Origin of the sequence: Leclercia sp. AS011 (assembly GCF_037152535.1) — a bacterium.
Taxonomy (GTDB): domain Bacteria; phylum Pseudomonadota; class Gammaproteobacteria; order Enterobacterales; family Enterobacteriaceae; genus Enterobacter.
The window spans coordinates 34,941-50,153 of record NZ_JBBCMA010000005.1 but is presented as its reverse complement, the minus strand read 5'-3'; the positions used below and the strand labels follow the sequence as shown (position 1 = coordinate 50,153).

At 55.7% G+C, this 15,213-nt stretch carries 14 protein-coding genes; 7 read left to right on the top strand and 7 right to left on the bottom strand.

From position 1 onward, the window contains the following. The first annotated feature begins 8 nt into the window (after positions 1 to 8). The 6 genes from tnaA to WFO70_RS17700 all read left to right on the top strand — a co-directional run bounded on the left by tnaA (position 9) and on the right by WFO70_RS17700 (position 6,465). Entirely contained in the window at positions 9 to 1,424 is a 1,416-nt protein-coding gene (tnaA, locus tag WFO70_RS17725; protein WP_337017975.1) for a tryptophanase, read from the top strand. A gap of 89 nt (positions 1,425 to 1,513) precedes the next feature. Beyond that, entirely contained in the window at positions 1,514 to 2,770 is a 1,257-nt protein-coding gene (tnaB, locus tag WFO70_RS17720) for a low affinity tryptophan permease TnaB (protein ID WP_337017973.1), read from the top strand. 111 nt (positions 2,771 to 2,881) lie between these two features. Next, complete coding sequence (locus WFO70_RS17715) at positions 2,882 to 4,057, top strand: MFS transporter (RefSeq protein ID WP_337017971.1); 1,176 nt, start codon at positions 2,882 to 2,884, stop codon at positions 4,055 to 4,057. After that, complete coding sequence (yidZ, locus tag WFO70_RS17710; RefSeq protein ID WP_337017969.1) at positions 4,026 to 4,988, top strand: HTH-type transcriptional regulator YidZ; 963 nt, start codon at positions 4,026 to 4,028, stop codon at positions 4,986 to 4,988. Before WFO70_RS17715 ends, yidZ begins: the two co-directional genes overlap by 32 nt. A 143-nt stretch (positions 4,989 to 5,131) precedes the next feature. Beyond that, complete coding sequence (locus WFO70_RS17705; RefSeq protein ID WP_337017967.1) at positions 5,132 to 5,878, top strand: 4'-phosphopantetheinyl transferase family protein; 747 nt, start codon at positions 5,132 to 5,134, stop codon at positions 5,876 to 5,878. Between the two features lie 20 nt (positions 5,879 to 5,898). Then, a complete protein-coding gene (locus WFO70_RS17700; RefSeq protein WP_333852478.1) occupies positions 5,899 to 6,465 on the top strand; it encodes an NADPH-dependent FMN reductase in 567 nt (188 codons plus the stop codon). A 44-nt stretch (positions 6,466 to 6,509) separates the two neighbouring features. On the opposite strand, the gene WFO70_RS17695 is transcribed toward WFO70_RS17700, so the two are convergent. Continuing rightward, complete coding sequence (locus WFO70_RS17695; RefSeq protein ID WP_141242333.1) at positions 6,510 to 7,844, bottom strand: NCS2 family permease; 1,335 nt, start codon at positions 7,842 to 7,844, stop codon at positions 6,510 to 6,512. A 168-nt stretch (positions 7,845 to 8,012) separates the two neighbouring features. Between WFO70_RS17695 and yieH the strand changes: the two genes are divergently transcribed. Beyond that, positions 8,013 to 8,678, top strand: a complete 666-nt coding sequence (yieH, locus tag WFO70_RS17690) for a 6-phosphogluconate phosphatase (RefSeq protein WP_337017964.1) — start codon at positions 8,013 to 8,015, stop codon at positions 8,676 to 8,678. Positions 8,679 to 8,718: 40 nt separating this feature from the next. On the opposite strand, the gene WFO70_RS17685 is transcribed toward yieH, so the two are convergent. From WFO70_RS17685 to pstC, 6 genes are all read right to left on the bottom strand, one after another. Continuing rightward, positions 8,719 to 9,888 (bottom strand): alpha/beta hydrolase-fold protein, encoded by a 1,170-nt coding sequence (locus WFO70_RS17685; protein ID WP_442913399.1) that lies wholly within the window; start codon positions 9,886 to 9,888, stop codon positions 8,719 to 8,721. A gap of 25 nt (positions 9,889 to 9,913) precedes the next feature. Continuing rightward, positions 9,914 to 11,452: a carbohydrate porin gene (locus WFO70_RS17680; protein WP_337017962.1), complete on the bottom strand. Its 1,539-nt coding sequence runs from the start codon at positions 11,450 to 11,452 to the stop codon at positions 9,914 to 9,916. Positions 11,453 to 11,780: 328 nt separating this feature from the next. Then, complete coding sequence (gene phoU / locus WFO70_RS17675) at positions 11,781 to 12,506, bottom strand: phosphate signaling complex protein PhoU (protein WP_103177617.1); 726 nt, start codon at positions 12,504 to 12,506, stop codon at positions 11,781 to 11,783. Positions 12,507 to 12,520: 14 nt separating this feature from the next. Continuing rightward, a complete protein-coding gene (pstB, locus tag WFO70_RS17670; RefSeq protein WP_337017960.1) occupies positions 12,521 to 13,294 on the bottom strand; it encodes a phosphate ABC transporter ATP-binding protein PstB in 774 nt (257 codons plus the stop codon). 47 nt (positions 13,295 to 13,341) lie between these two features. Next, positions 13,342 to 14,232, bottom strand: coding sequence for a phosphate ABC transporter permease PstA (gene pstA / locus WFO70_RS17665; RefSeq protein WP_142487648.1), 891 nt, complete (start codon positions 14,230 to 14,232; stop codon positions 13,342 to 13,344). After that, the gene (gene pstC, locus WFO70_RS17660; RefSeq protein ID WP_032615515.1) at positions 14,232 to 15,191 is read right to left on the bottom strand and encodes a phosphate ABC transporter permease PstC; all 960 of its coding nucleotides are present in this window, start codon (positions 15,189 to 15,191) and stop codon (positions 14,232 to 14,234) included. The genes pstA and pstC overlap by 1 nt, the downstream gene beginning before the upstream one ends. Positions 15,192 to 15,213: the final 22 nt, after the last annotated feature.

The following is a 15,213-nucleotide window of genomic DNA, read 5'->3' as shown; positions in this document are numbered from 1 at the left end:
ATTATATAATGGAAAACTTCAAACATTTACCAGAGCCATTTCGCATCAGAGTTATTGAGCCGGTTAAGCGCACCACAAGGGAGCATCGCGATAACGCGATTATTAAATCGGGAATGAACCCGTTCCTGCTGGATAGTGAAGACGTATTTATTGATTTACTGACCGACAGCGGCACCGGCGCGGTGACGCAAAATATGCAGGCCGCCATGCTGCGCGGTGACGAAGCCTATAGCGGAAGCCGCAGTTACTATGCCCTGTCCGACGCCGTGAAAAGCATTTTCGGGTACCAGTACACTATTCCGACCCACCAGGGGCGCGGCGCAGAGCAGATCTATATTCCGGTGCTCATTAAAAAGCGCGAGCAGGAGAAAGGCTTAGACCGCTCGAAAATGGTCGCCTTCTCTAACTACTTTTTTGATACCACCCAGGGGCATAGCCAGATAAATGGCTGCACCGTGCGCAACGTCTATATCAAGGAGGCCTTTGATACCGGCATCCGTTACGATTTTAAAGGCAACTTTGATCTGCAGGGTCTGGAAAACGGTATCGAAGAAGTGGGTCCGGAAAACGTCCCTTATATCGTCGCGACCATTACCAGCAACTCCGCCGGTGGGCAGCCGGTGTCGCTGGCGAACCTGAAGGCGATGTACGCGATTGCCAGAAAATATGACATCCCGGTGGTGATGGACTCCGCGCGCTTCGCCGAGAATGCGTACTTTATTCAAAAACGTGAAGCGGAATATAAAGACTGGACGATCGCGGAAATTACCCGCGAAACGTACAAGTACGCGGATATGCTGGCCATGTCGGCTAAGAAAGATGCCATGGTGCCGATGGGCGGCCTGCTGTGTATCAAGAATGACGACTATTTCGACGTCTATACCGAGTGCAGAACCTTGTGCGTCGTCCAGGAGGGCTTCCCGACCTACGGCGGCCTGGAAGGGGGCGCCATGGAGCGTCTGGCTGTCGGCCTGCACGACGGCATGGGCCAGGACTGGCTGGCATACCGTATTAATCAGGTGCAGTACCTGGTGGACGGTCTCGAAGCCATCGGCGTGGTTTGCCAGCAGGCGGGCGGCCATGCTGCCTTTGTGGATGCGGGCAAACTCTTACCGCATATTCCTGCCGAACAGTTCCCGGCGCAGGCGCTGGCCTGTGAGCTCTATAAAGTGGCCGGTATTCGGGCAGTGGAGATTGGTTCGTTCTTACTGGGGCGCGATCCGAAAACCGGTAAGCAGTTACCCTGCCCGGCGGAGCTGCTGCGTTTAACCATTCCGCGCGCCACCTATACGCAATCGCATATGGATTTCATCGTCGAAGCCTTTAAACACGTTAAAGAAAATGCGATGAACATTAAAGGATTAACCTTCACCTACGAACCTAAAGTATTACGTCACTTCACCGCCAAACTGAAAGAAGTTTAACCTTCTGTCCCTGGGTGGCTAAATAACTTTAGCCACCCGCAAAATAACTAGTTCAACAACGTCAGGCTTGCCACATTGATGGGGGCACCATGGATAACGCATTAGAATTAGAGACTAAACACTCGTCGGTATGGGGTGTTATGGTTATAGCGGGTACAGTTATTGGCGGGGGGATGTTTGCTTTACCCGTGGATCTGGCAGGAGCATGGTTTTTTTGGGGTGCGTTTATTTTAATTATCGCCTGGTTTTCAATGCTTCACTCCGGGCTGTTATTGTTAGAAGCGAATTTAAATTACCCGGTCGGGTCAAGTTTTAATACCATTACCAAAGATCTGATCGGCAGTAAGTGGAATATCGTCAGCGGTTTCACGGTTGCCTTTGTGCTTTATATTCTGACCTATGCCTATATCTCCGCAAACGGCGCCATCATCAGTGAAACCATCGCCATGAATCAGGGGACGCATGTTAATCCCCGGATAGTGGGGGTCTGTACGGCACTCTTCGTTGCGGCCGTATTGTGGTTTAGCTCGCTGGCGGCCAGCCGCATTACCTCGCTGTTTTTAGGCATCAAGATCATCGCCTTTATCGTGGTCTTTGGCTCCTTCTTCTTCCAGGTCGATTACTCAATCTTAAGAGACCTCAAGGTTACATCGGCCAGCAATACCACCTACTTCCCCTACATCTTTATGGCCCTGCCCGTCTGTCTGGCGTCGTTTGGGTTCCATGGCAACATTCCCAGCCTGATCATCTGCTACGGAAAGCGCAAAGATAAACTGATCAAAAGCATTGTCTATGGCTCGCTGCTGGCCCTGTTTATCTACCTGTTCTGGCTCTACTGCACGATGGGGAACATCACCCGCGACAGCTTCAGTGAAATCATTTCGTCCGGGGGCAATGTCGATTCGCTGGTGAAATCTTTCCTGGGCACCCGCCAGCATGGGGTGATCGAATTTTGCTTACTGGTTTTCTCCAATTTAGCGGTGGCCAGCTCGTTCTTCGGCGTCACCTTAGGCCTGTTCGACTATCTTGCCGACCTCTTTAAACTCGACAACTCACCGTCCGGTCGCCTGAAAACCATTATGCTCACCTTCCTGCCGCCGACTCTGCTCTACCTGATCTTCCCGAACGGCTTTATCTACGGCATTGGCGGGGCGGGATTGTGCGCCACCATTTGGGCGGTAATTGTCCCGGCGATCCTCGCGCTGAAAGCGAGACAGAAATTCCCGAATAAGAGCTTCACCGTCTGGGGCGGCAGGATTGTTCCCTCGCTGGTGATCCTGTTTGGGGTTGTGGTGATCATTTGCTGGTTCGGGAATACCTTCCATCTCTTACCGCGCTTTGGCTAAAGCCGCTCATCAAAAGGTGATTTCCTGACAGGAAATCACCTTTGTCCAAATGGCAACTCGCCACATTCCCTTTCTCCCCCTATGCTTCTTGCCTGACTTTATGGGGGTGTTATGGCTCGTTTTCTGTTTTGTAGTTTTGCGCTGGTGCTGCTTTATCCATCGGGCATTGATATGTATCTGGTGGGATTGCCGCACATCGCCCGCGATCTGGGCGCCAGCGAAGCGCAGCTGCATATCGCGTTTTCGGCCTACCTCGCGGGGATGGCGTCATCGATGGTATTTGCCGGCAAGATTGCTGACAAAGCCGGACGGCAGCCGGTCGCCATTACCGGGGCGGTGATTTTTGCGCTGGCCTCCGTGCTGTGTTCACTGGCACAAGAGAGTTCGTTGTTCCTTACCGGACGCTTTATCCAGGGCGTCGGCGCTGGTGGCTGTTACGTGGTGGCTTTTGCCATCCTGCGCGATACCTTAAGCGCCCAGCGTCGCGCCAAAGTGCTCTCCATGATGAACGGCATCACCTGCATTATCCCGGTGCTGGCACCGGTAGTGGGCTACCTGATTATGCTGCAGTTCCCGTGGCAGAGCCTGTTCTGGACGATGGCGGCGATGGGGATGCTGGTCTTTATCCTGTCGATCGCGGTGCTGAAAGAGACCCATCCCGGGGCGCAAAACCGGCATTCTGCTGCGTCGATCCCACCGGACGAGAAGCTGCTCAACCGCTTCTTCATCAGCCGGCTGCTGGTCACCACCCTGAGCGTGGCGGTGATCCTCACCTATGTAAACGTTTCCCCGGTATTGCTGATGGAAGTCATGGGCTTCGATCGCGGAGAATATTCCATGGTGATGGCGTCTACCGCGCTGGTCAGCATGGCCGTGTCGTTCTCGACGCCCTTTGCACTGAACCTCTTCCGCCAGCGCACCCTGATGCTGACCTCCCAGGCGCTGTTTCTGGCGGCAGGCGTGATCCTGGCGACCGCCAGTTCCCATGCCCTGATGCTGACAGGCATTACGTTGATTTGCGCCGGGTTCTCGGTGGGCTTTGGCGTGGCGATGAGCCAGGCCCTGGGCCCGTTCGCGCTGCGTGCCGGGGTAGCCAGCTCGGTACTGGGCATAGCCCAGGTCTGCGGCTCTTCCCTGTGGATTTGGCTGGCAGCCATCATGGGGCTCAATGCGCTGAATATGCTGATCGGGGTGCTGATTGGCTGTAGCATGCTCTGCATTCTCCTCCTTTTGCTTATCCGGCCCGCGGCGCATCATGAAGAAGCCCCTCAGCAGTCTCGATCTTAACCTGTTGCTGTGCCTGCAGCTTTTGCTGCAGGAGCGCAGCGTCACCAAAGCCGCGAAACGGATGAACGTCACCCCGTCCGCGGTGAGTAAATCCCTGGCGAAGCTGCGCGACTGGTTTGACGATCCGCTGTTTGTGAAGACGCCGCTGGGGCTGCTGCCGACACCGCTGACGACGAGTCTGGAGCAGGATCTGGCCGACTGGATGCAGATTGGCAACCAGATCCTCGATAAATTCCACCATGACTCCCCCGGCGGCCTGACGTTTGAGCTGGCGGCAGAAACGCCGCTGATGCTGATCCACTTCAACGCCCTGCTGGAACAGGTGAACCAGCGTTATCCGCAGGCGACGGTGAAGATGCGCCACTGGGATTACGATTCGCTGGACGCCATTACCCGCGGGGAGATCGAGCTTGGCTTTACCGGGCGCGAAACCCATCCCCGCTCCCGGGAGCTGTTAAAGCTGATGCCGTGGTTTATCGATTATGAAATCCTGTTCAGCGACCGCCCGTGCGTCTATCTGCGGGAAGACCATCCCGCGCTGCAGGAGGAGTGGAACCTTGAGACCTTCCTGCGCTACCCGCATATCAGCATCTTCTGGGAGCGCAGCGACACCTGGGCGCTGGATGAAGTGCTTACAGAGATGGGCCGTACCCGCAATATCGCCATGAGCCTGCCCGGGTTCGAGCAATCGATGTTTATGGCGGCGCAGCCAGGCCATAACTACATTGCCACCGCCCCGCACTACTGCCATCACTACAATCAGCTCCACCAGCGGAAGCTGATCGCCCTGCCGATCCCCATTGATGAGGCGCAGGCGCAGAAGCTCACCGTACCCTTCACCCTGATCTGGCATAAGCGTAACAGCCACAACCCCAAAATCCTCTGGCTGAGGGAAACCATCAAGGCGTTGTACGGCCCGCCGCTGCGCTAGCCGCCCTGTTTTCGCCTAAGAAAATGTAAAGTTCCGCAGCAAAACTTCCCTTACTTCCATTTAGCCATTAAAACAGTAAGCGAGTTAAGCGATAATCATGTAAACGTTTAACCTGACTTCTGACCATTATCATGGAGTGAAAAATGGCTACGCATTTTGCAAGAGGGACGCTGACCGAGGGACGACTGGTTTCAAACCGACTCCCTTCATCCTGTTATAACGAAGCATGGAAACATCCTGAGCATCGCCGCGCACGGTTTTTGGCCTCCCGGGCGCTGCTCGCTGAACTTTTGTTTATGCTTTATGGCACCAGCGAGCTGCCGGAAGAGATAATCGAATCCGAGGGTCGCCCTGCGTTTGCCGATCCGCAGCTTCCCCGTTTTTCCATTGCCTACGCCGGCAATATCGTGGGCCTGGCGCTGACCACTGAAGGCGATTGCGGTCTGGATATGGAGCTGCAGCGGGCGCCGCGCAGCCCGGACGGCACTCACGCCCATGATACCTACCCGCTCTCCAGCAACGAGAACTTATGGGTGCGTAACCAGGACGATCCCCAGGAAGCCAGAGCGCAGCTGATTACCCTGCGTCAGAGCATCCGTAAGCTTTCAGGCGAGGCCAGCGACTGTGCCAGCCAGCTGCAGCTGTTACCGAGTTCCGGCCGCCTGCGGGCCGCCAGAGCCGCACAGGTAGAAGCGTTAAGCGACGCCGAGGATGTCCTGATCTGGTCTATCGCCGTTACCCCCGCCATTGAACGGTTAAAAATTTGGGAGTTCGACAGCCGCCTCGGATGGCATAGCCTGCCGGACGTCCCCGCCCGCGCGAACGAGCCGGACGCACGCCTGATGCGCCTGACCAGTTTACCGGCAGAAAAAGCGATTATTCTCACCTGACCTTTCAAGAAGGAGTTGTGATGTCTGATACGTTAAAGGTTGTTACGTTACTGGGAAGCCTGCGCAAGGGTTCATTCAACGGGATGGTTGCCCGCACGCTGCCGAAGCTGGCACCTGAGGGTATGGAGATCACCGCCCTGCCGTCGATTGGCGATATTCCGCTGTACGACGCGGATGTGCAGCAGGAAGAGGGGTTCCCGGCTACCGTAGAAGCGCTGGCAGCGCAGATCCGCGAAGCGGACGGCGTGGTGATTGTCACCCCGGAATATAACTACTCCGTGCCGGGTGGCCTGAAGAACGCCATTGACTGGCTCTCCCGTCTGCCGGAACAGCCGCTGGCGGGTAAACCGGTGCTGATCCAGACCAGCTCCATGGGGGCGATTGGCGGCGCGCGCTGCCAGTATCATCTGCGCCAGATCCTGGTCTTCCTGGATGCGATGGTGTTGAACAAGCCGGAGTTTATGGGCGGGGTGATTCAGAACAAGGTCGACCCGCAGGCGGGTGAAGTGATTGACCAGAGCACCCTGGACCATCTGACCGGTCAGCTGAGCGCCTTTGGGAAGTATATTCAGCGGGTTAAAGCGTAAGCACCATTAAAAACGGCAACCCTTGGGTTGCCGTTTTGCTTTTATCAGGCATCAATAAACGCAATCTTCAGCACGAACAGCAGGGCAACAACCATCACGCACGGGCTGATTTCACGCCAGCGTCCGGTGCCCGCCTTCATCACGCAGTAAGAGATAAAGCCCAGCGCAATCCCTTCGGTGATGGAGAAGCTGAACGGCATCATCACCGCGGTAATAAACGCCGGAACCGCTTCGGTCAGGTCGTCCCACTTCACGCGCGACAGGCTGGAGGTCATCAGCACGCCCACGTAGATCAGCGCGCCAGCGGCGGCATACGGCGGCACCATGCCCGCCAGCGGTGACAGGAAGATCACCAGCAGGAACAGCAGGCCAACCACGACCGCAGTCAGACCGGTACGGCCACCAACGGACACGCCGGAAGAGGATTCGATGTAGGCGGTGACGGACGAGGTCCCGATAAAGGAGCCGGTCACGGAAGAGATACTGTCCACGAACAGCGCCTGCTTCATGCGCGGGAATTTGCCCTTCTCATCCGCCAGACCGGCTTTATCGGTCACGCCAATCAGCGTTCCGGAGGAGTCAAACAGGTTCACCAGCATGAAGGAGAAGATCACCCCGGCCAGGCCCAGGTTCAGCGAGCCCGCCAGATCGACGTGGCCAATCACGGTGGTCACGCTTGGCGGCGCGGAGACGATGCCGTTGTAGTGCACATCGCCCAGCATCCAGCCCAGCAGGGTGGTGACGATAATGGAGACCAGCACCGCCGCATGGATGTTGCGTGAGGCGAGGATCGCGATGATGAAGAAGCCCAGCACGCCCAGCAGCACGCTGTGGGAGGTCAGCTTACCGATGCTGACCAGGGTTTCCGGGTTTGCGACGATCACACCGGCGTTTTTCAGCCCCATCATACCGATGAACAGACCGATACCGCTGGTGATGCCCACGCGCAGGCTGACCGGGATATTGGCAATCATCCAGTAACGCACGCGGAAAATGGTCAGGATCAGCAGACCAACGGCGCCCCAGAAGATCGCGCCCATCCCCACCTGCCACGGCAGGCCCATCGCCTGAACCACGACGAAGGCAAAGAAGGCATTGAGGCCCATCGCCGGTGCCAGGGCAACCGGCAGGTTAGCAAACAGCCCCATCAGGATGCTGCCGAAGGCGGCGATCAGACAGGTGGTCACGAAGACGGCGCTGGTATCCATGCCAGCAACGCCCAGAATTTGTGGGTTCACGAAAACGATATAGACCATCGTCAGGAAGGTGGTGAAACCGGCGATCACTTCGGTGCGTGCCGTCGTGCCGTGTTCGCGCAGTTTAAACACGCGCTCAAGCAAACCCGCGCCAGAAGACTGGGTAGTGTGTTGTTGACTCATCATCTATTTCCGAACAAGGAGGGAAAATTCGTCGCTATCCTATACCAAAATGCGACAATAGGGGCGGTTGAGAGGCACTTTTTTTCATTGAATTTGCTTATACGGCAACGATTGCGTCTCAATGTTAGGCGGTACGTAAACGTTAAACTTGTTAAGAAAGGGAAATGCATGTCTCAGATTGATGCAGTATTTTTCGACTGCGACGGTACGCTGGTCGACAGTGAGGTCATCTGTTCCCGGGCGTATGTCACCATGTTCCAGGAATTTGGTATCACGCTCGATCTCGAAGAGACCTTCAAACGCTTTAAGGGCGTGAAGCTCTACGAAATCATCGACATCATTAACGCCGAACACGGCGTCAGCCTCGCGAAAGCGGATCTGGAGCCTGTTTACCGCGCCGAGGTCGCACGCCTCTTCGACTCCGAACTGGAGGCCATCAAGGGGGCCAGCGCCCTGCTGGATTCGATGGCGGTGCCGATGTGCGTGGTCTCTAACGGCCCGGTAAGCAAAATGCAGCACTCCCTTGGCAAGCTGCAGATGCTGCACCATTTCCCGGAAAAACTGTTTAGCGGCTACGATATTCAGCGCTGGAAGCCCGATCCGGCGATGATGTTCCACGCGGCGAAAGCGATGAACGTCAACGTAGAGAACTGCATTCTGGTGGATGACTCCAGCGCAGGCGCCCAGGCAGGGATTGCCGCAGGCATGGAGGTGTTCTACTTCTGCGCCGATCCGCACAACCCGCCGCTCGACCATCCGAAGGTGACGACCTTTACCGATCTGGCCCAGCTGCCGGAACTGTGGAAGGCCCGCGGCTGGCAGCTTACCCGCTAAAACTGATAAGCCGTAAAGCGAGTCGCTTTACGGCTTTTTGCTATTTAAACAGCTTCTGCACGAACTCCGCATAGGCCGGTCGCCAGACATCCATCTCATGGTTCAGACCCGGATACTCGTGATACTCGAAGTTGATCTGGCGTTTCTCCAGCTCCTGCTTCAACCCGGCGATATCTTTGCCCGTCACGGCATCTTTCTCGCCCACCACGACGGTGAAATTGCGTAGCTGTTTATTAATGGCCTGCGGATCGTTGAGCCGCGCGCTGACGCCCGCGTCCGGCACCGTGGTAGTGGTGACGCCGCTAAAGGTACCCAGCCAGCCAAAGCGTTCAAGATGATTCATCCCCGAGACCAGCGCCTGATAGCCGCCCTGGGACAGTCCCGCCAGCGCGCGCCCTTCAGCATCGTCGCGCACGTTAAACCGCTGGTTTATCAGCGGAATGATGTCGTTCATCAGCTCCCGATCGGCTGCCTGGGCATTCAGCGGATAGAAGGCTTTGCGTCGCTCATTCGGTACGAAGGTTTCAGGAACAATCCCTTCAGCATCGGTTTCCGTATCCGGCACTACCACCAGCATCAGGGTAATCTTTCCGGCTGCCAGCAGGTTATCCATGATCTGCGCGATACGCCCCTGATCGATAGCCGAACGTCCCGTATCACCGAAGCCATGATAGAAGTAGAGCACCGGCAGCGGTTTGCCCTGTCCGCTGTAGCCCGGCGGCGTCCAGACGAAAAGCTGCCGCTCCGATTTCAGCGCCGCCGAATGATAGGTCAGGGTAATAAGATCGCCATGCGGGACCGGGTTAACGTCCAGAATACTGCCAGGCACCAGCACCATGCTGGTGTTCACCTGGCGCTGTGGCTTGGTCATCGCCGTGCCGGTATCAATGCTGCGCACACCGTCGACGTTGAAGAAGTATTCATACAGATTGGGCTGCATCACTGGCCCTCGCCAGCTCCAGATCCCCGAGGCGTCTTTGGTCATGGGATGGATGTTTTCCGGGGTCGGGCTCCCTACCACCACCGCTACGCTTTTCGCCGCCGGAGCGAAGTAGCGATACGTCACCGTATTGTCGGCATTCACCTGGGTGACATACTGGCTCAGCGGGTGAGCGGGATCCGGGGCGGCGGGGAGGTCTGCCGCAAACGCCGATGGCCCGAGAGATAAACAGAGCGTAATAACGGATAAAGCAGTTTTCATTATTTTCATTAACAGAGTCCTTGATGCGATCCGATTACCACCAGATTTCAGCCTGCGCGCCAATGGCAAACTGATCCTTTTTTTGGTCTTCAAAGGTGAAATTATCTAATTCCGTCTCGTCCGCTTTAATGTACGTTCCATAAAAACGCAATTCCGGGCGGGAGGTCAACATACTGGTATTAACTTTGAAGGTATGGAACAGCGTGGTTTTATAGCCTGACTCATAATATTTGTTGCCGGTGAGATCGGTATTTTGCTGTCTGAAATAACCCAGCTCAACGCCGGTCTGATTATATTGATCCCAGATATAGGCCGGGCGTACAACGGCGCGAATGGACTCAAAATCGGAATGGGCACCGGTTTCATAGCTGTAAACGTCATTGCCGAAGGAGTAGACCAGCGCATTGGCCATGATCACGTTATCCCGCAGGTACATTTCCCCCTGCGAGGTCACCCGCACCGCCGTCCCGTTGGTGTGATCGCCATAATATCTGCCGTTAAAGGTGGTATAGGGGCTGGAACCGGCATAACGCGAGAAACTGCTGGCAATGGAGTTATTCGCCAGCAGGACGGAAAACTCATTGAAACCGCCGGTAGCCAGTTTTTGCGTTAAGGTGGTGCCGACCATCCAGGTGTCTTTCCACGGATAATAGCCGTTATTGTCCTGATTATACTTCTCGCTGGAGCTTTGATTGGCCGCGACGTAGCGCCCGCTGACCATCAGCGAGGCTCTGTCCCACAGCGGCAATTCTTTGTAACGCAGGTCGATGGTGTTGGTATTCAGTTGCTGCTTGTTTTTGAGCTGACGGTCATAGTCATCCACGTCTTCACGCACCAGCGCAATATCCACCTTGCCAGGGCCGACTTTCCAGTTTTCCAGCCCGACGCCCGCAGCAGCATCCGTTCGTTGGGTTTTCCAGTCCAGCATCTGGATTTCGATTTTCGGCGCACCGTGCTTCCCGACCCAGAAATCCGCCTCAGGGGCAAACGGCAGGAAGCCCTGGGTGGTTACGTACATATCGGAGAACTGCAGATAGTTTTCCCCGCCCGCGTTATCGCCAAACCAGCCGGTGGAGTACTGCTGGCCCACGTTGCCATCCAGCATCACAATGGCATCAACGCGTTTATTGCCTTCGTTATAGACCCGCTGCTTGAGCTGTAAATCGAACCAGCCAGAATATTCATTGCCGAATCGCCCCAGGGAGCCAATGGCCCAGGATTTTGGCGAACCATGGGATGCGGTGCCCCAGCCGGAGCGGAAATAGCCGTTATAGCTGAAGCCAATTTCATCCTTCACGAATTTACTGAAGTCTTTCAGGGTGACAGACGAATAAATATCCCCGGTATGGGTGTCCTCCGTTTTAACCAGTACGGCATCGGGCTTTTTCGCCGGGCTGGTGGCCTGCGTTTTGACGATCTCCTTATCTTTATACTGCTGAAGCTCTGCCTGAGTCTCTTTTAATGCCTTTTCCAGTAATTCAAGGCGCTGCTCCACGGTTAATGATGCCGCCCCGGCCTGAGCGAGGGGAGTCATCATTAAAATGGCCGAGGTAATAAGGGTTCTCCTGAACATAATATTAGTCCCTGTTAATTTATCTTTTAAAATAAAAAAACCTGAAAGCGACTCACCTCCGTAAGGAGATAATCACTTTCAGGTTTTGCCCGCGTAATAGCGGTAACAATCCAGTTTTGCTTAATAACGTTATTAACGCATTAACGTATTTCTGGGGCTCGCGTTAATATCGGGATGTTTTAGGGGAGAAGAAAAAAGAAAACAACCGGAAAAAAGGTGAAATGTGACTGACGGCAATATTATTGCGCGGGGGAGAGAAGAGTTATTCGCAGGGAGAATATTTTGATATTTAAATATAACGCCAGCTTGGCTGGCGTTACGGGAGACATTACTCTTTCGGATCTTTTCCGGCGAGCATTTTGTCCAGCTCATCCCCGCCGACGTGACGGAAATCCTGGCCCTTCACGAAGTAGAAGATGTATTCGCAAATGTTCTGGCAACGGTCACCGATACGTTCGATAGAGCGGGCGCAGAACAGGGCGGTCAGGACGCTAGGGATAGTGCGCGTGTCTTCCATCATGTAGGTCATCAGCTGACGCACAATGCCTTCGTACTCCTGGTCGACCTTCTTGTCTTCACGGTAGATGCGCACCGCTTCGTCCAGATCCATACGCGCAAAGGCATCCAGCACGTCGTGCAGCATCTGCACGGTGTGGCGACCCAGCGACTCCAGGCTCACCAGCAGCGGCTGGTGCTGCTGAGAGAACTTCTCCAGCGCGGTGCGGCAGATTTTGTCCGCCACGTCGCCGATACGTTCCAGCTCGGCGATGGTTTTGATGATCGCCATCACCAGACGCAGGTCGCTCGCCGTCGGCTGACGCTTGGCGATGATGCGCACGCAGGCTTCGTCGATCGCCACTTCCATCATGTTAACGTGTTTGTCGCCTTCCACCACGCGCTTCGCCAGCTCGCTGTCCTGGTTGTGCATCGCGGTGATCGCGTCAGACAGCTGCTGCTCGACCATTCCGCCCATGGTCATCACCTGGGTGCGGATACTTTCCAGCTCGGCGTTAAACTGGCCGGAAATGTGTTTGTTAAGATTGAGATTATCCATTGCGCACTCCTGAATCAGCCGTAGCGTCCGGTGATGTAGTCTTCTGTTTGTTTCTTCGCGGGCCTGGTGAAGAGCGCATCCGTATCGCTGAACTCAATCAACTCGCCCAGGTACATAAACGCCGTGTGATCGGAACAACGCGCAGCCTGCTGCATGTTGTGGGTGACGATCACCACGGTGTAATCCTGTTTTAACTCGGTGATCAGCTCTTCGATACGGCCGGTAGAGATCGGATCCAGCGCTGAACACGGCTCATCCAGCAATAACACTTCCGGGCGAATGGCGATACCACGCGCAATGCACAGACGCTGCTGCTGACCACCAGAGAGAGAGTATCCGCTCTGGTGAAGTTTATCTTTGGTTTCGTTCCATAATGCGGCCTTGGTCAAGGCCCACTGCACGCGCTCGTCCATATCGGCACGGGAGAGCTTCTCAAACAGGCGCACACCAAAGGCGATGTTGTCATAGATGGACATCGGGAACGGCGTCGGTTTCTGGAACACCATGCCCACTTTCGCACGCAGCAGGGCGATATCCTGGGTATTGGTCAGAATATTGTCGCCGTCCAGCAGGATCTCGCCTTCGGCGCGCTGCTCCGGATAGAGCGAATACATTTTGTTAAAGGTACGCAGCAGCGTGGATTTCCCGCAGCCAGACGGACCGATGAATGCCGTGACCTGGTTTTTAGCGATATCCAGGTTGATGTTTTTCAGGGCATGGAACTTGCCGTAGTAGAAGTTCAGATCACGAACCGCAAGTTTACCCGGGGCAGTATCGACCATACTCATTGACTCATTTCCTCATCCGGCGCCGCAGTGAGCCACGCCGTCAATAATTAACCGTGTTTCTTCTTCGCGAAAATAACGCGCGCCAGAATGTTCAGTAACAGTACGCACAGGGTAATAATCAGTACCCCGGCCCAGGCCAGTGACTGCCATTCGGCAAACGGGCTCATCGCAAATTTAAAGATGGTGACCGGCAGGTTGGCGATCGGCTGCATCATGTCCGTGCTCCAGAACTGGTTGGACAGCGCGGTAAAGAGCAGCGGTGCGGTTTCACCGGCAATACGGGCCACGGCCAGCAGTACGCCGGTCAGGATCCCGGAGATGGACGCCTTCAGGGTGATGGCAGAGATCATCTTCCACTTCGGCGTACCCAGCGCGTAGGCCGCTTCACGCAGGCTGTCCGGCACCAGTTTCAGCATGTTCTCGGTGGTACGGATGACGATAGGCACCTGCAGCAGCGCCAGCGCAATCACCCCAGCCCAACCGGAGAAGTGTTCCATCTGCGCCACCACGATGGTGTAGACGAACAGACCGACCACAATCGACGGGGCAGAGAGCAGAATGTCGTTAATGAAGCGGATCACTTCCGCAATCCAGGATTTACGGCCGTACTCCGCCAGATAGATCCCCGCCATGATGCCGAGCGGCGTACCAAATACGGTCGCCCACAGGATCAGCAGGCCGCTGCCCGCCAGGGCGTTGGCCAGACCGCCGCCTGCGGTATTCGGCGGAGGGGTCATCTCGGTGAACAGCGCCAGCGACATGCCGTCGATACCGCGCGTTACCGTAGAGAACAGGATCCAGACCAGCCAGAACAGGCCAAAGGCCATGGTCGCCATCGACAGCGTCAACGCGAGGCGGTTCTTCATGCGGCGCTTCGCCTGCATTTTGCGGCGTGATTCTGCCAGCTCCACGGTGTTTTGCATTTCGAGCGTTGCCATTAGCGTGCCCCCTCATTTTTCGCCAGGCGCATGATCATCACTTTGGAGATCGCCAGCACGATGAAGGTGATAACAAACAGAATTAAGCCCAGCTCCATCAGCGCGGCAACGTGCAGGCCCGATTCCGCTTCAGCGAATTCGTTAGCCAGCGCCGAGGTGATGCTGTTGCCCGGCATGTAGAGCGAGGCGCTGTCGAGCTGGTAGGTGTTACCGATGATAAAGGTCACGGCCATGGTTTCACCCAGCGCGCGGCCCAGACCCAGCATGATGCCACCGATCACCCCATTTTTGGTGAACGGCAGGACGATACGCCAGATAACTTCCCAGGTGGTGCAGCCGATGCCGTAGGCCGACTCTTTCATCATCACCGGGGTCTGTTCGAAGACATCGCGCATCACCGCCGCGATGTAAGGAATAATCATGATGGCGAGGATCACGCCTGCGGCCAGAATACCGATACCGAATGCCGGGCCGGAGAAAAGCGCACCCACAAACGGGATGGCGGAGAGAACGTTGCCCACCGGCTCCTGGAAGTACGTCGCGAACAGCGGCGCAAAGATAAACAGGCCCCACATGCCGTAAACGATACTCGGGATCGCCGCCAGCAGTTCGATGGCAATACCCAGCGGACGCTTCAGCCAGTTCGGTGCCAGTTCAGTCAGGAACAGGGCGATACCGAAGCTCACCGGCACGGCAATCAGCAGGGCGATAAACGAGGTCACCAGCGTGCCGTAGATTGGCACCAGCGCACCGTAGATATCGTTCGGGGCATCCCACTCTTTGGTCCACAGGAAGGAGAAACCGAATTTCTGGATGCTCGGCCAGGAGGAGAAAATCAGAGACACGATAATGCCGCCCAGCAGCAATAGCACAATCAGCGCAGCCAGTTTTACCAGCGCGCTGAAAATCATGTCACCTTTTTTACCCGGCGGGTTAAATGCAGGCTTGGTTGCAGCCATAAATTACTCTTCTGTTTGAGAC

Excerpts from the sequence above, each read along its gene's own strand:
- pstB (WP_337017960.1), bottom strand. The coding sequence starts at position 13,294 with ATGAGTATGGTCGATACTGCCCCGGGTAAACTTGCGGTTCGTGATCTG.
- WFO70_RS17705 (WP_337017967.1), top strand. The coding sequence starts at position 5,132 with ATGGCTACGCATTTTGCAAGAGGGACGCTGACCGAGGGACGACTGGTT.
- WFO70_RS17700 (WP_333852478.1), top strand. The coding sequence starts at position 5,899 with ATGTCTGATACGTTAAAGGTTGTTACGTTACTGGGAAGCCTGCGCAAG.
- yieH (WP_337017964.1), top strand. The coding sequence starts at position 8,013 with ATGTCTCAGATTGATGCAGTATTTTTCGACTGCGACGGTACGCTGGTC.
- pstA (WP_142487648.1), bottom strand. The coding sequence starts at position 14,232 with ATGGCAACGCTCGAAATGCAAAACACCGTGGAGCTGGCAGAATCACGC.
- phoU (WP_103177617.1), bottom strand. The coding sequence starts at position 12,506 with ATGGATAATCTCAATCTTAACAAACACATTTCCGGCCAGTTTAACGCC.
- WFO70_RS17685 (WP_442913399.1), bottom strand. The coding sequence starts at position 9,888 with ATGAAAATAATGAAAACTGCTTTATCCGTTATTACGCTCTGTTTATCT.
- yidZ (WP_337017969.1), top strand. The coding sequence starts at position 4,026 with ATGAAGAAGCCCCTCAGCAGTCTCGATCTTAACCTGTTGCTGTGCCTG.
- tnaA (WP_337017975.1), top strand. The coding sequence starts at position 9 with ATGGAAAACTTCAAACATTTACCAGAGCCATTTCGCATCAGAGTTATT.
- WFO70_RS17695 (WP_141242333.1), bottom strand. The coding sequence starts at position 7,844 with ATGAGTCAACAACACACTACCCAGTCTTCTGGCGCGGGTTTGCTTGAG.
- WFO70_RS17715 (WP_337017971.1), top strand. The coding sequence starts at position 2,882 with ATGGCTCGTTTTCTGTTTTGTAGTTTTGCGCTGGTGCTGCTTTATCCA.
- tnaB (WP_337017973.1), top strand. The coding sequence starts at position 1,514 with ATGGATAACGCATTAGAATTAGAGACTAAACACTCGTCGGTATGGGGT.
- WFO70_RS17680 (WP_337017962.1), bottom strand. The coding sequence starts at position 11,452 with ATGTTCAGGAGAACCCTTATTACCTCGGCCATTTTAATGATGACTCCC.
- pstC (WP_032615515.1), bottom strand. The coding sequence starts at position 15,191 with ATGGCTGCAACCAAGCCTGCATTTAACCCGCCGGGTAAAAAAGGTGAC.